The 20,851-nt window shown below is 69.4% G+C and carries 21 protein-coding genes; 11 read left to right on the forward strand and 10 right to left on the reverse strand.

Annotation, left to right across the window (positions count from 1 at the left end):
• Positions 1–95: 95 nt before the first annotated feature.
• A complete protein-coding gene (locus ACFYTQ_RS02835; RefSeq protein ID WP_387356551.1) occupies positions 96–1,505 on the forward strand; it encodes an ethanolamine ammonia-lyase subunit EutB in 1,410 nt (469 codons plus the stop codon).
• Positions 1,502–2,257, forward strand: coding sequence for an ethanolamine ammonia-lyase subunit EutC (gene eutC / locus ACFYTQ_RS02840; protein ID WP_387356553.1), 756 nt, complete (start codon positions 1,502–1,504; stop codon positions 2,255–2,257). Before ACFYTQ_RS02835 ends, eutC begins: the two co-directional genes overlap by 4 nt.
• A 25-nt stretch (positions 2,258–2,282) precedes the next feature.
• On the opposite strand, the gene ACFYTQ_RS02845 is transcribed toward eutC, so the two are convergent.
• From ACFYTQ_RS02845 to ppgK, 4 genes are all read right to left on the reverse strand, one after another.
• Positions 2,283–3,878 (reverse strand): Na+/H+ antiporter, encoded by a 1,596-nt coding sequence (locus ACFYTQ_RS02845; RefSeq protein WP_387356554.1) that lies wholly within the window; start codon positions 3,876–3,878, stop codon positions 2,283–2,285.
• Positions 3,879–3,948: 70 nt separating this feature from the next.
• Positions 3,949–5,196: a tetratricopeptide repeat protein gene (locus ACFYTQ_RS02850; RefSeq protein WP_387356555.1), complete on the reverse strand. Its 1,248-nt coding sequence runs from the start codon at positions 5,194–5,196 to the stop codon at positions 3,949–3,951.
• A 217-nt stretch (positions 5,197–5,413) separates the two neighbouring features.
• The gene (locus ACFYTQ_RS02855; protein ID WP_387356556.1) at positions 5,414–6,811 is read right to left on the reverse strand and encodes an RNA polymerase sigma factor; all 1,398 of its coding nucleotides are present in this window, start codon (positions 6,809–6,811) and stop codon (positions 5,414–5,416) included.
• Positions 6,812–7,021: 210 nt separating this feature from the next.
• Positions 7,022–7,780: a polyphosphate--glucose phosphotransferase gene (ppgK, locus tag ACFYTQ_RS02860; RefSeq protein ID WP_387356557.1), complete on the reverse strand. Its 759-nt coding sequence runs from the start codon at positions 7,778–7,780 to the stop codon at positions 7,022–7,024.
• 114 nt (positions 7,781–7,894) lie between these two features.
• Between ppgK and ACFYTQ_RS02865 the strand changes: the two genes are divergently transcribed.
• Entirely contained in the window at positions 7,895–8,842 is a 948-nt protein-coding gene (locus ACFYTQ_RS02865; RefSeq protein ID WP_387356559.1) for an inositol monophosphatase family protein, read from the forward strand.
• On the opposite strand, the gene cei is transcribed toward ACFYTQ_RS02865, so the two are convergent.
• Positions 8,839–9,513, reverse strand: coding sequence for an envelope integrity protein Cei (cei, locus tag ACFYTQ_RS02870; RefSeq protein ID WP_387356561.1), 675 nt, complete (start codon positions 9,511–9,513; stop codon positions 8,839–8,841). The two genes, ACFYTQ_RS02865 and cei, sit on opposite strands and share 4 nt — an antisense overlap.
• Before the next feature lie 443 nt (positions 9,514–9,956).
• On the opposite strand from cei, the gene ACFYTQ_RS02875 reads away from it, so the two are divergent.
• Complete coding sequence (locus tag ACFYTQ_RS02875) at positions 9,957–10,259, forward strand: DUF4193 domain-containing protein (RefSeq protein ID WP_120739486.1); 303 nt, start codon at positions 9,957–9,959, stop codon at positions 10,257–10,259.
• Between the two features lie 9 nt (positions 10,260–10,268).
• Here ACFYTQ_RS02875 and ACFYTQ_RS02880 read toward each other — a convergent pair whose 3' ends face one another.
• Positions 10,269–10,757: a DUF3093 domain-containing protein gene (locus ACFYTQ_RS02880; RefSeq protein WP_387357018.1), complete on the reverse strand. Its 489-nt coding sequence runs from the start codon at positions 10,755–10,757 to the stop codon at positions 10,269–10,271.
• 79 nt (positions 10,758–10,836) lie between these two features.
• Between ACFYTQ_RS02880 and dut the strand changes: the two genes are divergently transcribed.
• Positions 10,837–11,331, forward strand: a complete 495-nt coding sequence (gene dut, locus ACFYTQ_RS02885; protein WP_387356564.1) for a dUTP diphosphatase — start codon at positions 10,837–10,839, stop codon at positions 11,329–11,331.
• Between the two features lie 2 nt (positions 11,332–11,333).
• Positions 11,334–12,251 (forward strand): DUF3710 domain-containing protein, encoded by a 918-nt coding sequence (locus ACFYTQ_RS02890; RefSeq protein WP_387357020.1) that lies wholly within the window; start codon positions 11,334–11,336, stop codon positions 12,249–12,251.
• On the opposite strand, the gene ACFYTQ_RS02895 is transcribed toward ACFYTQ_RS02890, so the two are convergent.
• A complete protein-coding gene (locus ACFYTQ_RS02895) occupies positions 12,237–12,680 on the reverse strand; it encodes a nuclear transport factor 2 family protein (RefSeq protein ID WP_387356565.1) in 444 nt (147 codons plus the stop codon). The genes ACFYTQ_RS02890 and ACFYTQ_RS02895 overlap by 15 nt on opposite strands.
• Positions 12,681–12,733: 53 nt before the next feature.
• Positions 12,734–13,450, reverse strand: coding sequence for an alpha/beta hydrolase (locus ACFYTQ_RS02900; RefSeq protein ID WP_387356567.1), 717 nt, complete (start codon positions 13,448–13,450; stop codon positions 12,734–12,736).
• A 215-nt stretch (positions 13,451–13,665) separates the two neighbouring features.
• Here ACFYTQ_RS02900 and ACFYTQ_RS02905 point away from each other — a divergent pair, with 215 nt between their 5' ends.
• The 3 genes from ACFYTQ_RS02905 (at position 13,666) to ACFYTQ_RS02915 (ending at position 15,649) form a co-directional block, all read left to right on the forward strand.
• Positions 13,666–14,091: an OB-fold nucleic acid binding domain-containing protein gene (locus ACFYTQ_RS02905; RefSeq protein WP_387356569.1), complete on the forward strand. Its 426-nt coding sequence runs from the start codon at positions 13,666–13,668 to the stop codon at positions 14,089–14,091.
• Positions 14,092–14,096: 5 nt separating this feature from the next.
• Complete coding sequence (locus ACFYTQ_RS02910) at positions 14,097–14,807, forward strand: DUF3159 domain-containing protein (protein WP_387356570.1); 711 nt, start codon at positions 14,097–14,099, stop codon at positions 14,805–14,807.
• Positions 14,808–14,995: 188 nt separating this feature from the next.
• The gene (locus ACFYTQ_RS02915) at positions 14,996–15,649 is read left to right on the forward strand and encodes a sigma-70 family RNA polymerase sigma factor (protein WP_387356572.1); all 654 of its coding nucleotides are present in this window, start codon (positions 14,996–14,998) and stop codon (positions 15,647–15,649) included.
• Positions 15,650–15,805: 156 nt separating this feature from the next.
• Here the strand turns inward: ACFYTQ_RS02915 and ACFYTQ_RS02920 are convergent, their stop codons facing one another.
• On the reverse strand, positions 15,806–16,480 hold the full coding sequence (locus ACFYTQ_RS02920) for a potassium channel family protein (RefSeq protein WP_387356574.1): 675 nt from the start codon (positions 16,478–16,480) through the stop codon (positions 15,806–15,808).
• Positions 16,477–17,148, reverse strand: coding sequence for a potassium channel family protein (locus tag ACFYTQ_RS02925; RefSeq protein WP_387356576.1), 672 nt, complete (start codon positions 17,146–17,148; stop codon positions 16,477–16,479). Before ACFYTQ_RS02925 ends, ACFYTQ_RS02920 begins: the two co-directional genes overlap by 4 nt.
• A 160-nt stretch (positions 17,149–17,308) precedes the next feature.
• Here ACFYTQ_RS02925 and ACFYTQ_RS02930 point away from each other — a divergent pair, with 160 nt between their 5' ends.
• Both ACFYTQ_RS02930 and ACFYTQ_RS02935 read left to right on the forward strand, forming a co-directional pair.
• On the forward strand, positions 17,309–19,306 hold the full coding sequence (locus tag ACFYTQ_RS02930) for an APC family permease (protein ID WP_387356578.1): 1,998 nt from the start codon (positions 17,309–17,311) through the stop codon (positions 19,304–19,306).
• 163 nt (positions 19,307–19,469) lie between these two features.
• Positions 19,470–20,810: a class I SAM-dependent RNA methyltransferase gene (locus ACFYTQ_RS02935; RefSeq protein WP_387356579.1), complete on the forward strand. Its 1,341-nt coding sequence runs from the start codon at positions 19,470–19,472 to the stop codon at positions 20,808–20,810.
• Positions 20,811–20,851 lie beyond the last annotated feature (41 nt).

Consider the following 20,851-nt stretch of genomic DNA (forward strand, 5'->3'; position numbering starts at 1 on the left):
CCCTTCCCCACCCCCATACGGCAGCATGAACCAACGACACACCCCCGCAACATCCCTCCCGCAGAATCAACCCCCACCCCCGGAAGGAGACGCCCATGCCCCCATTCCGCCAAACCCTCCACGGCGTCACCCACACCTTCCCCTCCCTCGTAGACCTCCTAGCCAAAGCCACCCCCCACCGCAGCGGCGACGAATTGTCGGCCTGCGCCGCCCATTCCGACGCCGAACGCGCCGCCGCCCAATGGGCCCTCGCCGAGGTCCCCCTCGCCCACTTCCTCACCGAGCCCGTCGTCCCCTACGAAACCGACGAGATCACCCGCCTCATCCTCGACACCCACGACCCCACCGCCTTCGCCCCCATCGCCCATCTCACCGTCGGCGACCTCCGTGACTGGCTCCTCACCGCCGCCGCCCACGACGACGCCGCCACCCTCGCGGCCGTCGCCCCCGGCCTCACCCCCGAAATGGCCGCCGCCGTCAGCAAACTCATGCGCAATCAGGACCTCATCGCCGTCGCGCGAGCCATCCACGTGCGCACCGGCTTTCGCACCACCATCGGCCTGCCCGGCACCCTGGCCACCCGACTGCAACCCAATCACCCCACCGACGACCCGCGCGGCATCGCCGCCGCCGTCCTCGACGGCCTGCTGCTCGGCTGCGGCGACGCGGTCATCGGCGTCAACCCGGCCACCGATTCCCCCGCCGTCACCGCCGACCTGCTGCGCCTGCTCGACGAGATCCGGCAGCGCTTCGACATCCCCACCCAGTCCTGCGTCCTCGCCCACGTCACGACCACTCTCGACCTGATCGAGGCCGGGGCCCCGGTCGATCTGGTGTTCCAGTCCATCGCGGGCACCGAGGGCGCCAATTCCAGCTTCGGCGTTGACCTTTCGCTGCTGCGCGAGGCGTGCGACGCGGGCCGCTCGCTGCGCCGCGGCACCGTCGGCGACAACGTCATGTACTTCGAGACCGGCCAGGGCTCGGCCCTGAGCGCGGGCGCGCACCTCGGCACCGACGGCCGCCCGGTGGACCAGCAGACCCTCGAGGCCCGCGCCTACGCCGTCGCCCGTGCCTTCGATCCGCTGCTGGTCAACACGGTGGTCGGCTTCATCGGCCCGGAATACCTCTACGACGGCAAACAGATCGTCCGCGCCGGACTCGAGGACCACTTCTGCGGCAAACTGCTCGGCCTGCCCATGGGCGTCGACGTCTGCTACACCAACCACGCCGAGGCCGACTCCGACGATATGGACACCCTGCTGACCCTGCTCGGCGCGGCGGGCGCGGCCTTCGTCATCGCCGTCCCCGGCGCCGACGACGTCATGCTCGGCTACCAGAGCCTGAGCTTCCACGATGCCTTGTATGCTCGAAAGGTGTTGGGGCTCAGACCTGCTCCCGAATTCGCCGCCTGGCTCGACGGCCTCGGTATGCTCGACGCCACGGGCCGCGTCCGCGACATCGAGCCCTCGTCCTCTCCACTACGCGCGCTGACGGGACCGCGATGACCAGGTCGTTCTGGGACGAACTGCGCCGCACCACCCAGGCCCGCATCGGCCTCGGCCGCGCGGGCGACGCCCTGCCCACCGCCCGCGTCCTCGAATTCCGCGCCGCCCACGCCGCCGCCCGCGATGCCGTGCACACGCCTCTGAACATCGACGAATTTACTACGCGCACAGCAGAAGTCGGCCTCGGCGAGCCGACCTGCGTCCGCAGCCGGGCCACCGACAGATCCGAATACCTCCGCCGCCCCGACCTCGGCCGCATACCGGAAAACACTGCCGGACAAGGCTTCTCGCTCCTGACCCGAACCGGAGCCGACATCGGCATCGTCCTCGCCGACGGCCTGTCTCCCCGAGCCCTCCACGACCACGGCATCCCCATGCTCACCGCGCTGAAAGCCGCTCTGCCCCAACACCTCCGGATCGCACCACCGGTGATAGCCACCCAGGCCCGAGTAGCCCTCGGCGACCACATCGGCGCGGCCCTCGGCGTGACCACCGTCCTGGTCCTCATCGGCGAACGCCCCGGCCTCTCGGTCGCCGACAGCCTCGGCATCTACCTCACCCACCACCCCCGCCCCGGCCGCACCGACGCCGAACGCAACTGCGTCTCCAACATCCACCCACCCGAGGGCCTGGCCTACGCGGTCGCCGCCGAAGTGACCGCGGGCCTGGTCGCGGGAGCTCGCCGCCTCGGCCGATCCGGCGTCGAACTGAAGGACACCCACCAGCGCGGCCACTCGAACCCGTTGCCGTAGAACGTATCCCGTCCCCGAAGACAGCTCAGATCAGCGGCGGCGGCCTCAGATCCAACCTCCGCATCACCCGATCGACCAGATCGGGCGGCATCCCGGGTTCGCGGCGCGCCGCCAACGCCTCGCCGCGTCCGGCCTCGAGCACCTCGTTGCTGATGGCTCGCAGGCTCGCGCCGAGGCGCAGCGTCTTCTCGAACGCCTTGCTGTCGGTCTCCTCCGCCTGCTGCGCGGCCTCGGGATCGGCGCGGGTGAGGCGGCCCTCGAAGCGTTCGCGCAGCCGCTGGTAGACCTCCTCGGGCATATCCTCGCGGCCCGCGATCTCGTCCAGCCGGGCCAGTTCCGCGCGCAGGATGCGGGTCCACAGGCCGCGTTCCATGGTGCGTTCGAGTTCGGTGTCGGCTTGAACGTGGGTGGCCCGCACGACCAGCGGCAGCGTCGGGCCCTGCACCAGCAGCGTGAACAGCACGACCGCGAACGCGATGAACAGCAGATGGTCGCGGCCCGGGAACTCGGCTCCCGTGTCGGTGGTGAACGGCACGGCCAGCGCCAGCGCGACGGTCACCACCCCGCGCATCCCCGCCCACCAGGTGACCACGGTCTCGCGCCAGGTGTGCGGTTCGTCGGTGTCCCGCCGCCGCCGCAGCCGCTGCCCGAGGGGAACGGTGACCAGCAGCCACACCAGCCGCAGCAGCACGACCACCGCGATCACCGCCGCGGTGCCGCCCAGCAGATGCGGCCACTCCGGCCCGGTGGCCGCGAGCACGGTGGTGAGCTCCAACCCGATGAGCCCGAACGCGATCCCGGTGACCAGCAGATCGATCACCTCCCACACCGAATCCCCGACGACGCGGTAGGCGCTGTCGCTGAAATCCGTTGCGGCGTCGACCAGATACAGCGCGCACACCAGCACCGCGAGCACCGCCGACCCGTGCCAGTAGTCGGCCAGCCCGTAGGCGGCGAACGGCAGCAGCAGCCCCAACGCCACCTGCCAACTCGCCTGCTCGAGCCGCTGCATCAACCGGCTCCCCGCCCACCCCAGCACCCCGCCGACCGCGACCGCCACCACCGCCGACACCACGAACTCACCCGCGGTGTGCCATGCCGAGAACCGCCCGGTGACCACGGCCTGCACCGCCACGTTGTAGAGCACGACCGCGGTCACATCGTTGAACAACCCCTCACCTTCGAGCATCGCCACCAACCGCCGCGGCAACCCCAACCGCCCGGCCATCGCACTCACCGCGACCGGATCCGGCGGCGCGACCACCGCCCCCAACGCGAACGCCACCCCCAACGGCACCCCCGGATACCAGGCATGGAACACCGCCGCCACCGCCGCGGCCGTAGCCACCACCAGCCCCACCGCCCGCCACAGAATCGGCCCCGCGTTCGCCGCGAACTGCTGCCACGACGTCCGCCGCGCCGACGCGTACAGCAACGGCGGCAACACCAACGGCAGAATCAACTCCGGCTCGATATCCACACTCGGCACCCACGGAATCACCGCCAGCACCAACCCGAACACCGTCATCAACACCGCCGGCGCCAACCCCACCCGCCGCCCGATCGGCTGCGCCAGAATCGTCGCGAACGCCAACACGAACACCAGCACCAGCTGCTCCACAACGGCCCAGTCTGGTGCCGTCCCACCCCGATGTCACAACCCCACGCCGCGTGCCCGTGGCGACGATCGATCAGTCGGTGTCCTCGTGGTCGACGCCGAAGAACTTCTTGTACTGCGCTCGTGCGCTGTCGAGTTCCTCCAACGCCTTCATCACGCGGTCGGCCTCTTCCGTCTTCCCGCGCTTGATGTATACGTCGTACGCCTGCTCGAGATATTCGGGTTTCGTCTGCAACAGGTCGGCGGGCAGAATGCCGCTGATCGCTGTGTCGGCCAAATCGAGCAGATTGCGGCTTTCATAGATAAGCGAGATATTGTAGTGGAACGCCGGTTCGTCCGGATTCAATTCGATGGCTTTCAACGCCCATTTCAGCGCCAGCTCCATATTGTTGGTCGCATAGGCCAGCATCTGAATCTTGTTGACGCAGCTCGCCCGGTCCTCGCGCGAGATGTCGGGATTACTGGACTCCTTTTCGAGCAACGTTTCGAGGCGGGCGAGCCCTTCGGTCTCCTCGTCGCGGGAAATGTAGAACTGCGCCAGCGCCTGGATGATCTCGTGCCGACTCGTCCGAATTTCGCCGTCGGTGGTCTTCTCCTCGAGCGGCCAGTTGTCGAGCGCCTCGAACAGAATCGCCCGTGCGGTGTCCTCGCCGTAGGAGCCGAGCAGCGCGGCGAAACTCACCACACTGTGCGTGAGTCCCTGCCGCTCGCGGAGATCGGCCAGATGTTCGGATGCCTGATCGAGATTGCCGTTGATGAGGGCTGTCATCAGCGCCCGGCTCGTCGACGCGCGCGTCTTGCGCAGACGGCTGAACGGATCGGCCTTGGCGTCCCGCTGGACGAAGTCGGACGCCTGCGTCATAGCCGATCTCGTCGCGGCCAGGCGGTCCATCTTCCGCTCGAGCCGATCGATGGCCTCGGCCAACGAGGCGACCGACACTCCGGTTTGCAGCGAGCCCGATTCCGATTGGGTCACCGCCTCCACGTACCGGCGGACCTCCTGCTGCGTCTCGTAGACGGTGCGCGGATTGGTCAGATCGTAATGAATGGTCCGAATTCCCGCGACATCGAACGGCAGCTTCTCGCCCCGCTTGATCAGCTGAATGAACGGCCGCGCGTTCTCGTGCCGCCGACCGCATTCATAGAATACGTTGGCGTTATGACCTGTCAGGTCGATGATGCACAGCTCCGCCGATTGAACCAGCTCGAGAATTTCCGCCGTGATGAGTCCCGCACTCGCGATCTTGTCCGCGCGAACCACACGGAAGTCGAATTTCTCCAGCGCGGGCTGGATGATCAATTCGAGCAGATCGTCCGCCAATTGCCGTGTCTCGCTGCCCTGTTCACCTATGGGCGACATGACGAAACAAGTCTTCATTTTCATCCCGACGTCGAGCCGTTGAGCTATCAGCCAGTGTAGACCCGCCGGGAAAAGGATCGAGAGGTCGCGACCCGATTGGGGGGTTCAACCCCCCAAATTCGCGACCCCACGGAAAAACGAGCGCCGCCGGAATCCCCGGCGGCGCTCGACAAAACCCCTAGTCCAGATAATCCCGCAAAACCTGCGACCGACTCGGATGCCGCAACTTGCTCATCGTCTTCGACTCGATCTGCCGGATCCGCTCCCGCGTCACCCCGTACACCTGCCCGATCTCGTCCAACGTCCGGGGCTGGCCGTCGGTGAGGCCGAAGCGGAGTCGGACCACGCCCGCCTCGCGCTCGGACAGGGTCTCGAGCACCGACTGGAGCTGGTCCTGCAACAGCGTGAAGCTCACCGCGTCGACCGCGACGACGGCCTCGGAGTCCTCGATGAAATCGCCGAGCTGCGAGTCGCCCTCGTCGCCGATGGTCTGGTCCAGGGAGATGGGCTCACGCGCGTACTGCTGGATCTCCAGCACCTTCTCCGGCGTGATGTCCATTTCCTTGGCGAGCTCCTCGGGGGTGGGCTCGCGGCCCAGGTCCTGGAGCAGCTCGCGCTGGATGCGGCCGAGCTTGTTGATGACCTCGACCATGTGCACCGGAATGCGGATGGTGCGGGCCTGGTCGGCCATCGCGCGGGTGATGGCCTGGCGGATCCACCACGTGGCGTAGGTCGAGAACTTGTAGCCCTTGGTGTAGTCGAACTTCTCCACCGCGCGGATCAGACCGAGGTTGCCTTCCTGGATGAGGTCCAGGAACGCCATGCCGCGGCCGGTGTAGCGCTTGGCCAGCGACACGACCAGACGCAGGTTCGCCTCGAGCAGATGGTTCTTGGCGCGGTTGCCGTCGCGCATGATCCACTGCAGGTCGCGGCGGCTGGCGACGGGCAGCTTCTCGCCCTTCTCGGCGAACTCGCGCAGCTTCTCGGTGGCGTAGAGACCGGCCTCGATGCGCTTGGCGAGTTCGACCTCCTCCTCCGCGTTGAGCAGCGCGACCTTGCCGATCTGCTTGAGGTAGGCGCGCACCGAGTCGGCGGAGGCGGTGAGTTCGGCGTCCTTGCGCGCCTGGCGCAGCGCCTCGGACTCCTCCTCGTCCCAGACGAAGTCGCCGGAGGCCTTGTCCTTCTCGGTGGGCTCGTCGGCCTCGGCCTCGGCCTCGGCCTCGGCTTCCTCCTCGTCCTCGACGGCGACCTCCTCCTCGAGGTCGGCCTCGTCCTCGGGAAGCTCGTCCGCGGCGACATCGATGTCGAGATCGTCGAGATCCAACGACTCGTCTTCGATGGTCTCCTCGGCCTCGCCGCCCTCACCGGCGGGGGAGGTCGCCTTCTTGGCCGCGGTCTTCTTGGCCGGAGCCTTCTTGGCCGCGGCCTTCTTCGCCGGAGCCTTCTTCGCGGCGGCCTTCTTGGCGGGGGCCTTCTTGGCGGCAGCCTTCCGGACCGGTCGAGCTTCGGTGGGGCTTTCTGCGGCTTCGGCGGGGTCGGCCGATTCGGCGGTCTGTCGGGTATTCGTGGCTACCACGTACGCCCTTTCGTGACGGTCTCGTGCGGCGTCACGCCAGAGTGAAACATCCGGCGGAGCGGTTCTGTCGGGGGTAAATCCGGCTCTCGTGCCGGTGTCGGTCCGGCCCTACCGCCGGTCATGTGTTCCATTGTAACGACCGGACCGGAGTGCTCGCGTCTACCTCGCTGGTTAGCCGCGCATTCACCGGATCCGGCGGGGCCGCCGGGCTCAGTGCGCGATCCCGTCCTGCACCGCCATGGCGGCCCCGACGATGCCCGCGGTATTGCGCAGATGCGCCGCGACCACGGGAGTTCGGTTGCCCAGCAACGGAATCCAGTGCTCGGCGTCGCGGCTGATCCCGCCGCCCGCGACGATCACGTCGGGCCACAGCAGATTCTCCAAGGTCACCAGCACCTTGGTGACCTCGGCCGCCCACTGCTTGTAGGACAGCTTCTTTCGCTCCTTCACCGACGAGGCGGCCCGGTGCTCGGCCTCCTTGCCGTTGACCTCGATGTGCCCGAACTCGGTGTTGGGCACCAGCGTGCCGTGATACAACAGCGCCGAGCCGATACCGGTCCCGAAGGTCAGCAACATGACCAGACCCCGCGTGTCGCGCGCCGCCCCGAACCGGTCCTCGGCCATCCCCGCGGCGTCGGCGTCGTTGAGCACCACCACCTCGCGCCCGCCGAGCGCGAGCGAGAACAGCTGCCGCGCGTCGGTGTCGATCCAACTCTTATCGATGTTGGCGGCCGTGCGCACGATGCCGTTGACGATCACGCTGGGCATGGTGATGCCGACGGGCCCGTCCCAGCCCGCCTGGGTCACGAGCTTGGCGACGGTCTCGGCGACGGCATTCGGCGTGGAGGGCTGGGGTGTGGCGATCTTGATGCGGTCGTGTGCGAGCTCGCCGGTGGACAGATCCACCTCGGCGCCCTTGACGCCGCTTCCCCCGATGTCGATACCGAAGGCGTGCCCCCGAACGGACATTCCTGACTCCTCGTTCCCTGTGGTGCCGAGCGAAACAAGTGCGCGCGGCACGTTACACGGCATTGTGTGCTGGGCTTGCTCGACGAACGATCTGTGTCGTGCGCGACAAGCCTAATGCGCGCCTGGCGCAATCTGTGCTGCGATGGGGTCGTGCCCGAATCCAACCCGTCGTCCCCGTCCGCCGCTCCCGCCACCGTCCCGGACCTCGACACCCGCGACGAGATCGCCGAATTGCGCAGGGTCGCAATCGATCTCGCGTTGACCGCCGCCGCCCGCGTGCGCGCCCGGCGCCCCGAGGTGTTCGGCGCGGCCCCCTCCGCCGACGTCGTGCAGGCCAAGAGCACCCCCACCGATCCGGTCACCGTCGTCGACACCGAGACCGAGGAACTGATCCGGGGCCTGCTGACCGAACTGCGCCCCGGCGAACGCGTCCTGGGCGAGGAGGGCGGCGGCACCCTCGACGGCGGCGACCGCGAGATCGTCTGGGTGGTCGACCCGATCGACGGCACCGTGAACTTCATGTACGGCATCCCCGCCTATTCGGTCTCGGTCGCGGCCATGCGCGGCGGCCGGTCCCTGGCGGGGGCCGTCGTGGACGTCTCGCGCGCGGTCGTCTACAGCGCGGGCCGCGGCGCCGGCGCCACCCGCACCGACCCGGACGGCCACTCGATCCCGTTGCGCTGCAACGACATCGACAATCCCGGCATGGCCCTGCTGGCGACCGGATTCGGCTACGGCGCCGCGCGGCGCGCCCGGCAGGGCGAACTCGTCGCGCGGGTATTGCCCAGGGTGCGCGACATCCGCCGGATCGGTTCGGCCGCACTGGATCTGTGCATGGTCGCCGCGGGCCTGGTCGACGCCCACTACGAACACGGCCTCAACACCTGGGACTGGGCCGCGGGCGCCCTGATCGCCGCCGAGGCGGGCGCGCGGCTGGTGCTGCCGCCGCCGGGCTCGATGAGCAAGTCCGGGGAACTGACCGTGGCCGTCGCCCCCGGCATCGCCGACGAACTTCTCGAACTCTTCGACCGCCTCGGCGTGTCGGAGGCGATCCCGGACTAGCAGTGCCCCTTGCGCGCGGCGTCGAGCAGGCTGGAGTCGATGCCGCCCGAGGGCGCGGGGTTCTTCAACGACTTGAGCACCTCCTCGGCGTCGGTGCTCGGATGCACGTCGTTGCCGAACAGCGAGCCCAGCGCGAGATCGACCGTATCGTCGCCGCGCTGGTCCTCGATCAGCTCCGCGCAGGGCGCGAGCAACTGGACCGAGGCCGCCGCGGGCCGCCCGTTGACCCCGAACCGGATCTGCCCGGTGCACTCCAGATCGCCGTTGACGTATACGGGATCGTTGGCGAACACGGGCGCGGGCGGGCTGGCGAACCCGTAGTCGCTCAGCCGGGAGGCGATGTGCTCGGCCAGGCCGCGCTGCCCCGAGGCGTTGTAGATGCGCACCTTGGCCTGGGACAGCGGCGCGGGCTGCACATCGTGCAGGCGCGAGGCCGACACCCGCTGGCCGGGCGCGACCTGCTGCTGCGCGGCCTGATCCTGCGCGGGGGAGGGGGAGTTGCACGTCATCGCCGCGTGACTGCGGCCCTCGGTGGTCAGCGCCTTGATCCACACGATCGCGCAGATCAGTGCGAGGATCGCGACCATGGCGACCCAGGGCTGGTAGCGGCGGCGCAGGAACGGCCGACCCTTGTCGTCGACGGTGCTGCCTCGGGTGATCAGTGAAACCACATGCACACCTTACGAGTTCATCGGCCCGGATCGCGCACGCGCACACCGCCGCGCCGGATGTGAAGTCGGTATCGCCCGGATAACGATTCGCTCGCCGAAGGGGCACGGAATGGTCCGGGACGGGTGTTCGGGATGACGATTGCCCCTCGGTTTCGGCTCGGTCGAGTTTTGATTGCGACTTTTGCCCCGCCGTCCGCTATTGTCTGGCGGCCCGATACGAAACACTGGTGTGAGTCAGGGGAGCGATTTCGGGAACAACCAGGGCATGTCCTGCGTTGACCGAGCGCGATCCGGTACGGATTCACAAGATCCGGCCGGTCGGCGAGCGGTGTACACGTGACGTACACCACGGCGGGGCGGTGCACGCCGAGCCGATTCCAGCCGGGATCGGGGCGGAGGGAGCCGGTCCGGGATATACGGAGTAAGGACGAGGGGAAGACGACATGGCAACCGACTATGACGCACCGCGGCGCAGTGAATCCGACGACGTGTCGGAGGACTCGCTGGAGGAGCTGAAGGCTCGTCGCAACGAGGCCGCGTCCGCCGTCGTGGATATCGACGAATCCGATACCGCGGAGTCGTTCGAGCTCCCCGGCGCGGATCTGTCCGAGGAGGTGCTCTCGGTCCGGGTCATCCCGAAGCAGGCCGACGAGTTCACCTGCTCGAGCTGTTTCCTGGTTCATCACCGCAGCAGGCTCGCCAGCGAAGCGGGCGGCCAGCTCATCTGCATGGACTGCGCGGCCTGACGGCGACAGTTAACGTCCCGCGCTCGGCACGCCGAGCGCGGCCAAGACCCGCTCGGGCCTGCGCGTGCTGATCAACCAGTACGGCGTGGGGTCGTCCGGGTCGTCCAGAACCAGCAACACCATCGGCCCGATCCACGGCCGATGCTGCACGTACGCGGCCGGGTCGAGCTGGCGGCCCAGGGCCGCGCTCTTCGCGCTGGCCGGTACGGACGTGCCCCGGGCCACATACGTTACCGCCAAATGCGCTCGGTCGGCCCGCAATTCGAGGGTTCCCGCCGCGTCGCGGCGAACCTCGACCCGATGGCGGCTCAGCCACACCAACGCCCACACCGGGACCGGCAGCAGCAACACGTACGGCAGCCACGCCCGCACCCCGGGCGCGCCCATGTGGATCTCGGCCGCGAGCAGTCCGGTGATGGCCAGGCCCACGGGCCACCACCACAGCGGCACCCAGAGGCGCTCGGCGTAGACGGGGGCCGTGGTTTCGTCGGGCTGCATGCTCACCTGGTGGGACGGGTCGGACACGACATCAGACTAGGTCAGTGCTCATGACGGCGACCGCGTAGGCTCGCTTTACGTGACCGGTATTCCACCCATACCCCTGCTGCGGCTCGATCCCGGTATCCCCGTGCCCACGCGCGCCCATCCCGGCGACGCCGGCGTCGATCTGTGCACCACCGAGGACGTCATCCTGGAACCGGGGGAGCGGGTCCTCGTGGGCACCGGTGTCGCCGTGGCACTTCCGATCGGCACGGTCGGGCTGATCCATCCGCGCTCGGGCCTGGCGGCCAAGACCGGCCTGTCGATCGTGAACACGCCGGGCACGGTCGACGCCGGATACCGCGGTGAGATCAAGGTGTGCCTGATCAATCACGATCCGCGCAGCCCGATCACGTTGCGGCGCGGGGATCGGATCGCGCAGTTGCTGGTGCAGCGGGTGGAACTGGTCGAGTTCACGGAGGTCGACCGGCTCGACGAAACCGCGCGCGGCGCGGGCGGTTACGGGTCCAGCGGTGGACACGCCAGCCTGGCCGCGGCGTCGGGAGCGGGTCCGGTCGGCAAGGAGGCATGACGATGTTCGGACGGAAGAAGCGTTCGAGAGACGACGATCGCGGGCATTTCGACGAGTACGCCTACGACGACGACTACGAATACGACGAGGCGGCCTACGACGAGGTCACCTACGACGAGTCCGCGCCCGAGGAGACGGCGGCCTACGCCGAGCCCGAGTACGAAACCCCCAGGGCCCGAGCGGTTTTCGAGCGCGACCCGGTCGAGGACGAGGGCCCGCGCTCGGGCCCCTACGACTACGAGGACGTCGCCGACCTGCTCGACGACGTCGCCGAGCAGCGCCTGGACCTGGGTTCGGTGATCCTGCCGGTCCCCGAGGGCGGTCAGCTCCAGGTCGAGATGACCCCCGACGGCACCCCCCAGGCGGTCCACCTCGCGACCCCGCACGGCCGCCTCACCGTCGCCGCCTACGCGGCCCCCAAGTCCCCGGGCCAATGGCGTTCCGTAGCAGCCGATCTCGCCGAATCCCTGCGCGCCGACGGCGCCCAGGTCTCGATCCAGACCGGCCCCTGGGGCCGCGAGCTGCACGCCGTCACCGAGGGCGCCGACCTCCGCTTCATCGGGGTCGACGGCTATCGCTGGATGGTCCGTCTCGTGGCGGCGGGTCCGACCGGCGCCGCCGACGAGGGCGGCCCCCTGGTCGCCGCCGCCCGCGCGATCCTCGCCGAGACCATCGTCCGCCGCGGCGACGAACCCCTCCCCGTCCGCGAGCCGCTGCCCGTGGTCCTGCCCCAGGAGCTGGCCGAACAGCTCATCGCCGCGCACCAGCAGCAGCTGGCGGCCCAGCAGGAGGCCCTGGCCGCCCAGGCCGCCGCGGCCCAGGCCCACGCCACCGGCCAGTTCCCCGCCGTTCCCCCCGAACAGCAGGGTCCCCGGCGCGGCGTCGAGGGTTCGGCGATGCAGCAGCTACGCCGGAACTGAGCGATCGGCCTCGTCGAAGGCCGGGGCCACGGCGAGGCTGTCCTCGTAGACGTGATAGCGGGTGACCAGCCCGTCGGTCACGGTCAGGTGCAGGGCGAACCGCGCCCGATAGGCTCGCCCGGTGGGGCGGGCCGTCTGCCGGATCTCGCCCAGCACCACCGCGTCCTGCCCGTCCACGAGCACCCGCTCCACCACGGTTCCCGCCCGCTCGGCCACGTGATGCGCGCCGATCTCCCGGAAATGCTCGGCCGCGTCCGCCGGGGTGACCCGCCGCCGGATCCACGGCGTCGCCGCCCGCCCCAACTCGCTGTCCGGCCAGTTCAGCCGCCAATCGCACACCGGCGCAAACAGTTTCGCGATCCCGTCGGCGTCCCCGGCGCCCATGCGCCGCAACAGCTCCTCGACGACGGCCCTCGTGCTCTCGCTCATACCGGCGAGCCTGCCCGTCCGCCGGCCGCGTGTCGATTACCCGACGGGTAATCTCACCGCTGCGCCGCGTGCCGGGGCAGCAGATGGTGCAACCCGTGCGCCCCGAGAATCGCCGGATCCGCCCCCAACGCGTCCAACGTGATCCGCGTCAACTCGGCGTGCGGAATCAGCGCCGTCCACTCCTGCCCCACGTGCCACGGATGCACCGGATCGTCCACGGCCGACACCACCGACGTCGGAACCGCAAGGGACGCAAGCGTTTCCGGCGTCGGCCACGGATAGGAGGCCGCCTCGTCCAGCGCGTCGGGCAGATGCGGCCACTGCGCGGTCCACGATCGGGTCAGCGCCTCGGCCAGCCACCGCGGGCTGTCGGCCCGCATCCGCTCGAGCACGGCGTCGAGCCCGTCGGCCCGCAATGCCGCCGCCGTGGCCGCCGCGCTCAGCGCCGCGGGGCAGTCCCGGGCGTCCGATCCGGTCCACGCGGGCAACGCCGCTATGACTCCGAACACGCTGTCCGGATGCGCCGCCGCCCACTCGACCGCGATCGCCGCGCCCAGCGAGATCCCGGCCGCCAGCACCGCCCCCGAACGCGCCGCGGTGTCCAGCGCCGCGCGGCAGCTCTCCACCACCGCCCGCGGATCCGGTTCGACCGCGAGGAACGGCAAATCGACTGCCGCACAAGCGGGTCCGAAGGCGCGACGCGCGAAATCGGCGTCCGAGCCGGTGCCGGGCAGGGCGACGACGAGCGCGGGGCGGGGTGACTCTGGCACGCGCCGAAGCCTACGCGGCGAGCCCTCGGGTTCGGGGGAGGCGGGCGTGGGTAATCACCTGGGGTGCCGTCCGCCGGACGCACGGTTCCGGGCCGCGTGGCGTGCCCCCGGAGCCCCATCTACAGTTGGCGGTATGCCAGGCCAATCGGCTGGTCGAGTGGGAAACCCGACGACGTGCGACCCACGCCGTCAGCAGTGCAGGAAGTGTTGCGAAAATGCCTTTCACGGGCAGGAACAAGGCGGGATCCGGTACCGCTGAGAGCAAGTCCGGCCCCGACAGCGGATATTTCCGCCGCCTGGGCCGCCGACTGACCGCGGATTTGGACCGGCTCGACGCCGAGGAACTGGCCGAGACGTCCGAGGCGTCGGGCGCGTGTCAGGCCTCGGAGTGCCGACGCGGCGAGGAGGTCACCATGTTGGGCCGCCTCCGCAGCGTGGACACCAGCCCGACCGGTTCCACCGGCGGTCTGGAGGCCGAGTTCTTCGACGGCACCGACGCCATCGCCCTGGTGTGGATCGGCCGGCGGCGCATCCCGGGTATCGAGCCGGGACGCCGTATCCTGGTCCGCGGCCGCATCGGCGAACGCGACGGGGCCAAGGTCATGTTCAACCCCTACTACGAACTCCGCGAGAACGCTTGACACCTATGCCGATACCCAGCCAGGACTCCGGCGACCACCGCTCCCCGGACGATCAGCCCACCGCCGTGCTGCCGGTCGTGCAGCCCGACGACTTCGAGGCCGAACGCGCGGCGGCGGCGGAACAGACCCTGCTGGAACAGCTGGGCGGCATCAGCGGCCTGATCTATTCGACCCTGCCGGTCGTGGTGTTCGTCCCCGCCAACGCGCTGTGGGGCCTCACGGCGGCCATCTGGTCGGCGCTGGGCGTGGCGGCCGCGATCCTGGTGTGGCGCTTGGTCCGTCGCGACCCCATCCAGCCCGCGATCTCCGGCTTCCTCGGTGTCGGGGTGTGCGCGTTCATCGCGTATCGGATGGGCGCGGCCAAGGGCTTCTTCCTGTTCGGCATCTGGGCGAGCCTGCTCTACGGCGGCGTGTTCCTGGCCTCGCTGATCGTGCGCTGGCCCCTGGCCGGGGTCATCTGGGGCGTGCTCAACGGCCACGGCCACGACTGGCGTTCGGACCGCCGCGCGATGCGTCTCTACGACATCGCCACCGCGGTGTGGGTGGTCGTCTTCGGCGCCCGCTACCTGGTCCAGCACCACCTCTACGACGCCGACTCCACGGGTCTGCTGGCCGTCGCCCGCATCGCCATGGGCTGGCCGCTGACGGCCGTCGCGTTGCTCATCACGGTCTGGGCCGTGCGCAAGGCGGGCCATCTGCCCGTCGCGCGGGCGTGAACGCGCCCGCCCGTCCTCTCGTACAACCTCTTGTAGCCGCCGCGGCGGTATCCACCCCGCGACAATCGCCCACAGGGTGGTGATCGGCCGCCGGGAGGTGGGGGTGAACCCACCCCTGGGGTGCCTATTGAGCGGGCCCGGAAAATCGCACGATTTCTATACACCGAGATCGTGCGAAAGGAATCCCAGTGGCTACCGAGAACACCACCGCGACGCAGGACCGACCGAAGGGTCGCGGCACCCGGCCCGAGCGCCCGGGCGCGGCGAACTCGGAGAGCCGCAAGGCCGCCGCCGAGCTCGACCGCCTGATCGGCCCGGCCGCCGCCGGTGACCGTCAGTCCGTCACCGAGATCATCAAGATCATCCACCCGCTGGTCCGCCGCTACTGCGCGGCCCGCATCGGCAGCGGTTCGCACCTGCACGTCACCGCCGACGACATCGCGCAGGAGATCTGCATCGCGACCGTCCAGGCCATCCCGCGCTACCGCGATCAGGGCAAGTCGTTCCTGGCCTTCGTCTACGGCATCTCCGCCAACAAGGTCGCCGACGCCTTCCGCCGCGCCCAGTCCCACCCCGCCTACCCGGTCGCCGAGTTCCCCGACGAGGCGTGCACCGCCGCGGGCCCCGAGGAGATGGCCCTCATCTCCGAGCGCCGCCGCGCCACCCGCGACCTCATGCAGATCCTGGCCCCCGCCCACCGCGAGGTCCTGGTCATGCGAATCGTGTTGGGCTGGACCGCCGCTCAGACCGCCGAGGCAATCGGCACCAGCCCCGGCGTCGTCCGCGTCATGCAGCACCGCGCCCTGAACAAGCTCCGCGCCCAGCTCACCGCCGCCGCCTGACCCGAGCGAGTTCCATTGACCATCAACGTGATCGGGGTGAACAGCCCACCCGCACCCGGAGTCGACCGGGCTCGATGGGCCGCTACCGCTCGGAGCCGATCCGTTGACTGTCGACGCAATCGGGGTGGGCAGGCCGCTCCCGTCCGACCCGGCCCCCTACTCGGAGCCGGACCCGTTGACCCCCAACGCTTTTCGCAACTCGTCCTCGGCCTCCACCGAGGTCACGAACAACAGCTCGTCGTCGCCCTCGAGCGGGTCGTCGGGCTGGGGGACGATCACCCGCCCGCCGCGCAGGATCGTCACCAACGCCACATCGCGCGGCAATGCCAATGTGCGCACGGCGCGCCCGGCCAGCGGCGTATCCACCGGCAGCGTGATCTCGACCAGATTCGCCTGACCCTGCCGCAGCGTCATCAGCCGCACCAGATCCCCGACGGACACGGCCTCCTCGGCCAGTGAGGCCAGCAGCCGCGGCGTGGACACCGCAACGTCCACGCCCCACGATTCGTCGAACAGCCACTCGTTGCGCGGATCGTTGACCCGCGACACCACCCGCCGGACCCCGAACTCGGTCTTGGCCAGCAGGCTGAACACGAGATTCGCCTTGTCGTCGCCGGTCGCGGCGATGACCACCTCGTAGTCCTGCAACCCCGCCTCCTCGAGCAGCTCGAGCTCGCAGGCGTCCCCGTGCACCCAGGTCGCGGCGGGTGCCACGGTCGGATCGATGTGATCGAGGCGGCGTTCGAGCAGGGTCACGTGATGGCCCCCGCGCACCAGTTCCTGCGCGATGGAACGCCCGACCGCGCCCGCTCCGGCGATCGCTACTTTCACGACTGGTCCTCGCTCGAAGGTGCGGTGGCGGCGAGCGCGACGGCCTCGCCGAGGGAACCGGGAATGGCGGCCACGTACACGATGTCGTCGGCCTGCAAGACCGTCTTGGCCCCGGGCAGCACGCCCTGCCCGAACCGGATGAGGAACGCCACCCGCACGCCGGTCGCCTCCTCGAGATCGCGCACGGTCCGGCCGAACCAGTCCTCGTGCAACGCGAGCTCGGTGACCGCGACCGATCCCGTGGGGTCACGCCAGCTCGTGGTGACCTGATCGCCGGTGATCGCCCGCAGGAACCGGTCGGTCGTCCACGGCACGGTCGCGATGGTCGGAATCCCCAGCCGCTCGTAGACCGCCGCGCGCTTGGCGTCGTAGATCCGCGCGACCACCCGCTCCACGCCGAACGTCTCGCGCGCGACCCGCGCGGCGATGATGTTGGAGTTGTCGCCCGAGGACACCGCCGCGAACGCGCCCGCCCGCTCGACCCCCGCCCGCGCCAACACGTTCCGATCGAAGCCCACCCCGGTCACCCGCTCACCGGGAAAATCCTTGCCCAGCCGCAGGAACGCGCTCGGATCGCGGTCGATCACGGCGACGTCGTGCCCGACCCGGATCAGGGCGCGGGCGAGCGAGGACCCCACGCGGCCACACCCCATGATCACTACGTACAACGTGCCATCCCCAATTCGAAACCGTGGTGTGCGGTCTGCTTCATTGTCGGCGCAACCGTACCCGCTGATGATCCTTGCAGCCACGTTCCCCCTCGGCGACCGCTCGAAACACCCTGGCCCACCGCTGTGTCGCGGGGGGAGTGACCTTATGCTGGGCCGGGTGTCCAAGTTGACGACGGCCGTCAAGCGCATGGTGGTCGGCCGCCCCTTCCGCAGTGATTCATTGGGACATACCCTGCTGCCCAAGCGGATCGCGCTGCCCGTGTTCGCCTCCGACGCCCTGTCGTCGGTGGCCTACGCGCCCGAGGAGATCTTTCTGGTCCTCTCGGCCGCGGGTCTGTCGGCGTATGTCTACGCCCCTTGGGTCGGATTGGCGGTCGCGGCCGTCATGGCCGTGGTCGTCGCCTCCTACCGGCAGAATGTCCACGCCTATCCCTCCGGCGGCGGTGACTTCGAGGTCGCCACGGTCAATCTCGGGCCCACGGCCGGGCTGACCGTCGGCAGCGCGCTGCTGGTGGACTACGTGCTCACCGTCGCGGTGTCGATCTCCTCGGCCGCCTCGAACATCGGTTCGGCGGTGCCGTTCGTGTCGACGCACAAGGTGTTGTTCGCCGTGGTGGCCATCGCGGTGCTGGCCGCGATCAACCTCCGGGGCGTGCGCGAGTCGGGTACGGCCTTCGCGATCCCGACCTACGCGTTCATGATCGGCGTGATCGTCATGCTGGGCTGGGGTCTGTTCCGGGTCGAGGTGCTCGGCGACGCCGTGCACGCCGAGTCCTACGGATTGCAGCTGCACGGGGAGGAGTCGCATCTGTACGGGATGGCGTTCGTCTTCCTCATCGCCCGCTCGTTCTCCTCGGGCTGTGCGGCGCTGACCGGTGTGGAGGCGATCAGCAACGGCGTGCCCGCCTTCCGCAAGCCCAAATCGCGCAATGCCGCGACGACGCTGCTGCTGCTCGGCATCATCGCGGTGACGCTGCTGCTGGGCATCATCACCCTCGCCCGACGGATCGGCGTGGTCTACGCGCACGACACGAGCGATCTGGTCGGCGCGCCCGCGGGCTACGAGCAGAAGACGCTCATCGCGCAGTTGGCCAAGGCGGTCTTCGACGGCTTTCCGGCCGGGTTCTACTTCATCACCGTCGTCACCGCGCTGATCCTGGTGTTGGCGGCCAATACCGCGTTCAACGGTTTCCCGGTGCTGGGGTCGATCCTCGCGCAGAACCGATACCTGCCGCGCCAGTTGCACACTCGCGGCGATCGGCTCGCCTTCTCCAACGGCATCCTGTTCCTGTCGGGCGCGGCGATCGCGTTCGTGGTGCTGTTCGGTGCGGAGGTGACCCGGCTGATCCAGCTCTACATCGTCGGCGTGTTCGTCTCGTTCGTGCTGAGCCAGACCGGCATGCTGCGGCACTGGACCCGCCTGTTGCGCACCGAGACCGATCCGGCGACGCGGCGGCACATGATGCGTTCGCGCGTGATCAACGCCATCGGCCTGACCATGACGGGCGCGGTGTTGATCATCGTCCTGATCACCAAGTTCCTCGCGGGCGCGTGGATCGCGATCGTGACGATGGCCGCGATCTTCGTGCTGATGAAGATGATTCACCGCCACTACGACACGGTCGCCCGCGAACTCGAGGCCCAGTCCGAGGCCGATGTGGTGCTGCCCAGCCGCACCCACTCCATCGTGCTGGTCTCCAAACTGCATCTGCCCACCCGCCGCGCGATCGCCTTCGCCCGCGCCACCCGCCCCGACACCCTCGAGGCGGTCACGGTCAACGTGGACGAGTCCGACACCCGCCAGCTCGTGCGCGAATGGGAGAAGAGCGGAATCCCCGTGCCGCTCAAGGTCGTCGAGTCGCCGTACCGCGAAATCACCAAGCCCGTCGTGGATTACGTCAAACGCGTCCGCCGCAATTCCCCCCGCGACGTGGTGACGGTCTTCATCCCCGAATACGTGGTAGGCCATTGGTGGGAACAGCTGCTGCACAACCAGAGTGCCCTGCGCCTGAAGGGCCGCCTGCTGTTCGAACCCGGCGTCATGGTCACGAGCGTCCCGTGGCAGCTCAACTCCTCCGACCGCGCGCGCCGCGAGGACGGGAACGCGCCCGGTGCGGTGCGCCGCGGCTACGAGGGGCGGGTGGGGCAGCCGTGATCCCTTCGGCCGCAACGAGAGTGGGGGATCAAGCGCCACCCGGCTTACGGGTAGTGCCCGCGCCGGTCGTCAGGACATGCGCCTCGGTGAGCTCGGCGGTCGAGGACGCAGCCGACTCCCGCGGCTTCCCGGCGCACGCCACCCCTCGCGACGGGCACCTGTGATGGCCGAACCCGGTTGGGCGGGAACACTTCTCGAACTGCGCCTCGGCCCTCCCGGCCACGGCGGTTTCTGCGTCGCCCGCCACGAGGGCCGCGTGGTCTTCGTCCGCCACGGCCTTCCCGGCGAACTGGTCCGGGCCCGGGTGACCGAGGATCGCGGCGGCTCGTTCTGCCGCGCCGAGGCGGTCGAGATCCTCGAGGCGTCCCCCGACCGCGTCGAGCCGACCTGCCCGGTATCGGGCCCCGGGGGAGCGGGCTGCTGTGACTTCTCCTTCGCCACCCCCGAGGCGCAGCGCGCGCTGAAGGCCACCGTCGTCGCCGAGCAATTGCGCCGGGTCGCGGGCTGGGAAACCGAGGTCGTCGTCGAACCGGTAAGCGCCGCAACCAGATCCGAATGGAAGGCGGGCGTGGCCGTCGGCGCCGCCGCCTCCCGCAGCGCCCGACTCCCCGTCGCCGAGCACACCACCGGTTGGCGCACCAGAATCCGCCTCACCGTCGACGCCGACGGCCGCGCCGGAGTCCACCGCTACCGAGGCACCGAGGTCATCCCCGATCTCCGCTGCCCCCAACCGGTTCCGGGCGCCCTCACCGGCATCGCCGAAAGCCGCTGGACCCCGCACGCCGAACTCGTCATCGCCGTAGACAGCGAAAACCACCGCCACATAGTCGAATTGGCCCCGCCGCACACCCCCCGCCGCCCCGGCGGCGACCGCCGCACCACCACCGCCCGCCGCGCCGCCACCCACGCCCCCCGCCGCGAACGCCTCATCGAAGGCACCGGCCGCGCGATCCAATATGTGGCAGGCCGCCGCTGGGAAGTCTCAGCCACCGGCTTCTGGCAACCGCATCGCGAAGCCCCCCAATGCTATTCGGACGTAGTAGCCACCTGGTCCGAAGCCACCCCCGGCGCCCACACCTGGGACCTCTACAGCGGCGCGGGCATCTTCGCCGCCCGCCTCGCCACCCAGGTAGGCCCCACCGGCACCGTCGAGGCCATCGAATCCTCCCGCCCCGCAGTAGAAGACGGCACCCTCTCCCTCCAAGACCTCCCCCAAATCCACCTCCAAGCCACCCGAGTAGAACACTGGCTCACCCACCAACCCACCACCCCCGAGGTAGTAGTCCTAGACCCACCCCGAGCAGGCGCCACCAAACAAGTAATCACCCCCCTGACATCAGCCCACCCCACCCGAATAATCCACATAGGCTGCGACCCAGCCTCTTTCGCCCGAGACCTCTCCCTCTACCGCGCCGCCGGCTACACCCCCACCCACCTCCGAGCCTTCGACGCCTTCCCCGCCACCCACCACATAGAATGCCTAGCCCTCCTCGAACCCACCTGACCCCAGGCACACAACCCCCAGGTACACGAACCCAGCCGCAC

The sequence above is a fragment of the Nocardia sp. NPDC004068 genome (assembly GCF_042874315.1).
Taxonomy (GTDB): domain Bacteria; phylum Actinomycetota; class Actinomycetes; order Mycobacteriales; family Mycobacteriaceae; genus Nocardia.

Bases quoted from the DNA above. Each gene is read 5' to 3' on its own strand.
- ACFYTQ_RS02835 (WP_387356551.1), top strand. From the start codon at position 96: ATGCCCCCATTCCGCCAAACCCTCCACGGCGTCACCCACACCTTCCCC.
- eutC (WP_387356553.1), top strand. From the start codon at position 1,502: ATGACCAGGTCGTTCTGGGACGAACTGCGCCGCACCACCCAGGCCCGC.
- ppgK (WP_387356557.1), bottom strand. From the start codon at position 7,780: ATGTCCGTTCGGGGGCACGCCTTCGGTATCGACATCGGGGGAAGCGGC.
- ACFYTQ_RS02865 (WP_387356559.1), top strand. From the start codon at position 7,895: ATGCGCGCCTGGCGCAATCTGTGCTGCGATGGGGTCGTGCCCGAATCC.
- ACFYTQ_RS02875 (WP_120739486.1), top strand. From the start codon at position 9,957: ATGGCAACCGACTATGACGCACCGCGGCGCAGTGAATCCGACGACGTG.
- ACFYTQ_RS02880 (WP_387357018.1), bottom strand. From the start codon at position 10,757: ATGCAGCCCGACGAAACCACGGCCCCCGTCTACGCCGAGCGCCTCTGG.
- ACFYTQ_RS02890 (WP_387357020.1), top strand. From the start codon at position 11,334: ATGTTCGGACGGAAGAAGCGTTCGAGAGACGACGATCGCGGGCATTTC.
- ACFYTQ_RS02895 (WP_387356565.1), bottom strand. From the start codon at position 12,680: ATGAGCGAGAGCACGAGGGCCGTCGTCGAGGAGCTGTTGCGGCGCATG.
- ACFYTQ_RS02905 (WP_387356569.1), top strand. From the start codon at position 13,666: ATGCCTTTCACGGGCAGGAACAAGGCGGGATCCGGTACCGCTGAGAGC.
- ACFYTQ_RS02910 (WP_387356570.1), top strand. From the start codon at position 14,097: ATGCCGATACCCAGCCAGGACTCCGGCGACCACCGCTCCCCGGACGAT.
- ACFYTQ_RS02935 (WP_387356579.1), top strand. From the start codon at position 19,470: ATGGCCGAACCCGGTTGGGCGGGAACACTTCTCGAACTGCGCCTCGGC.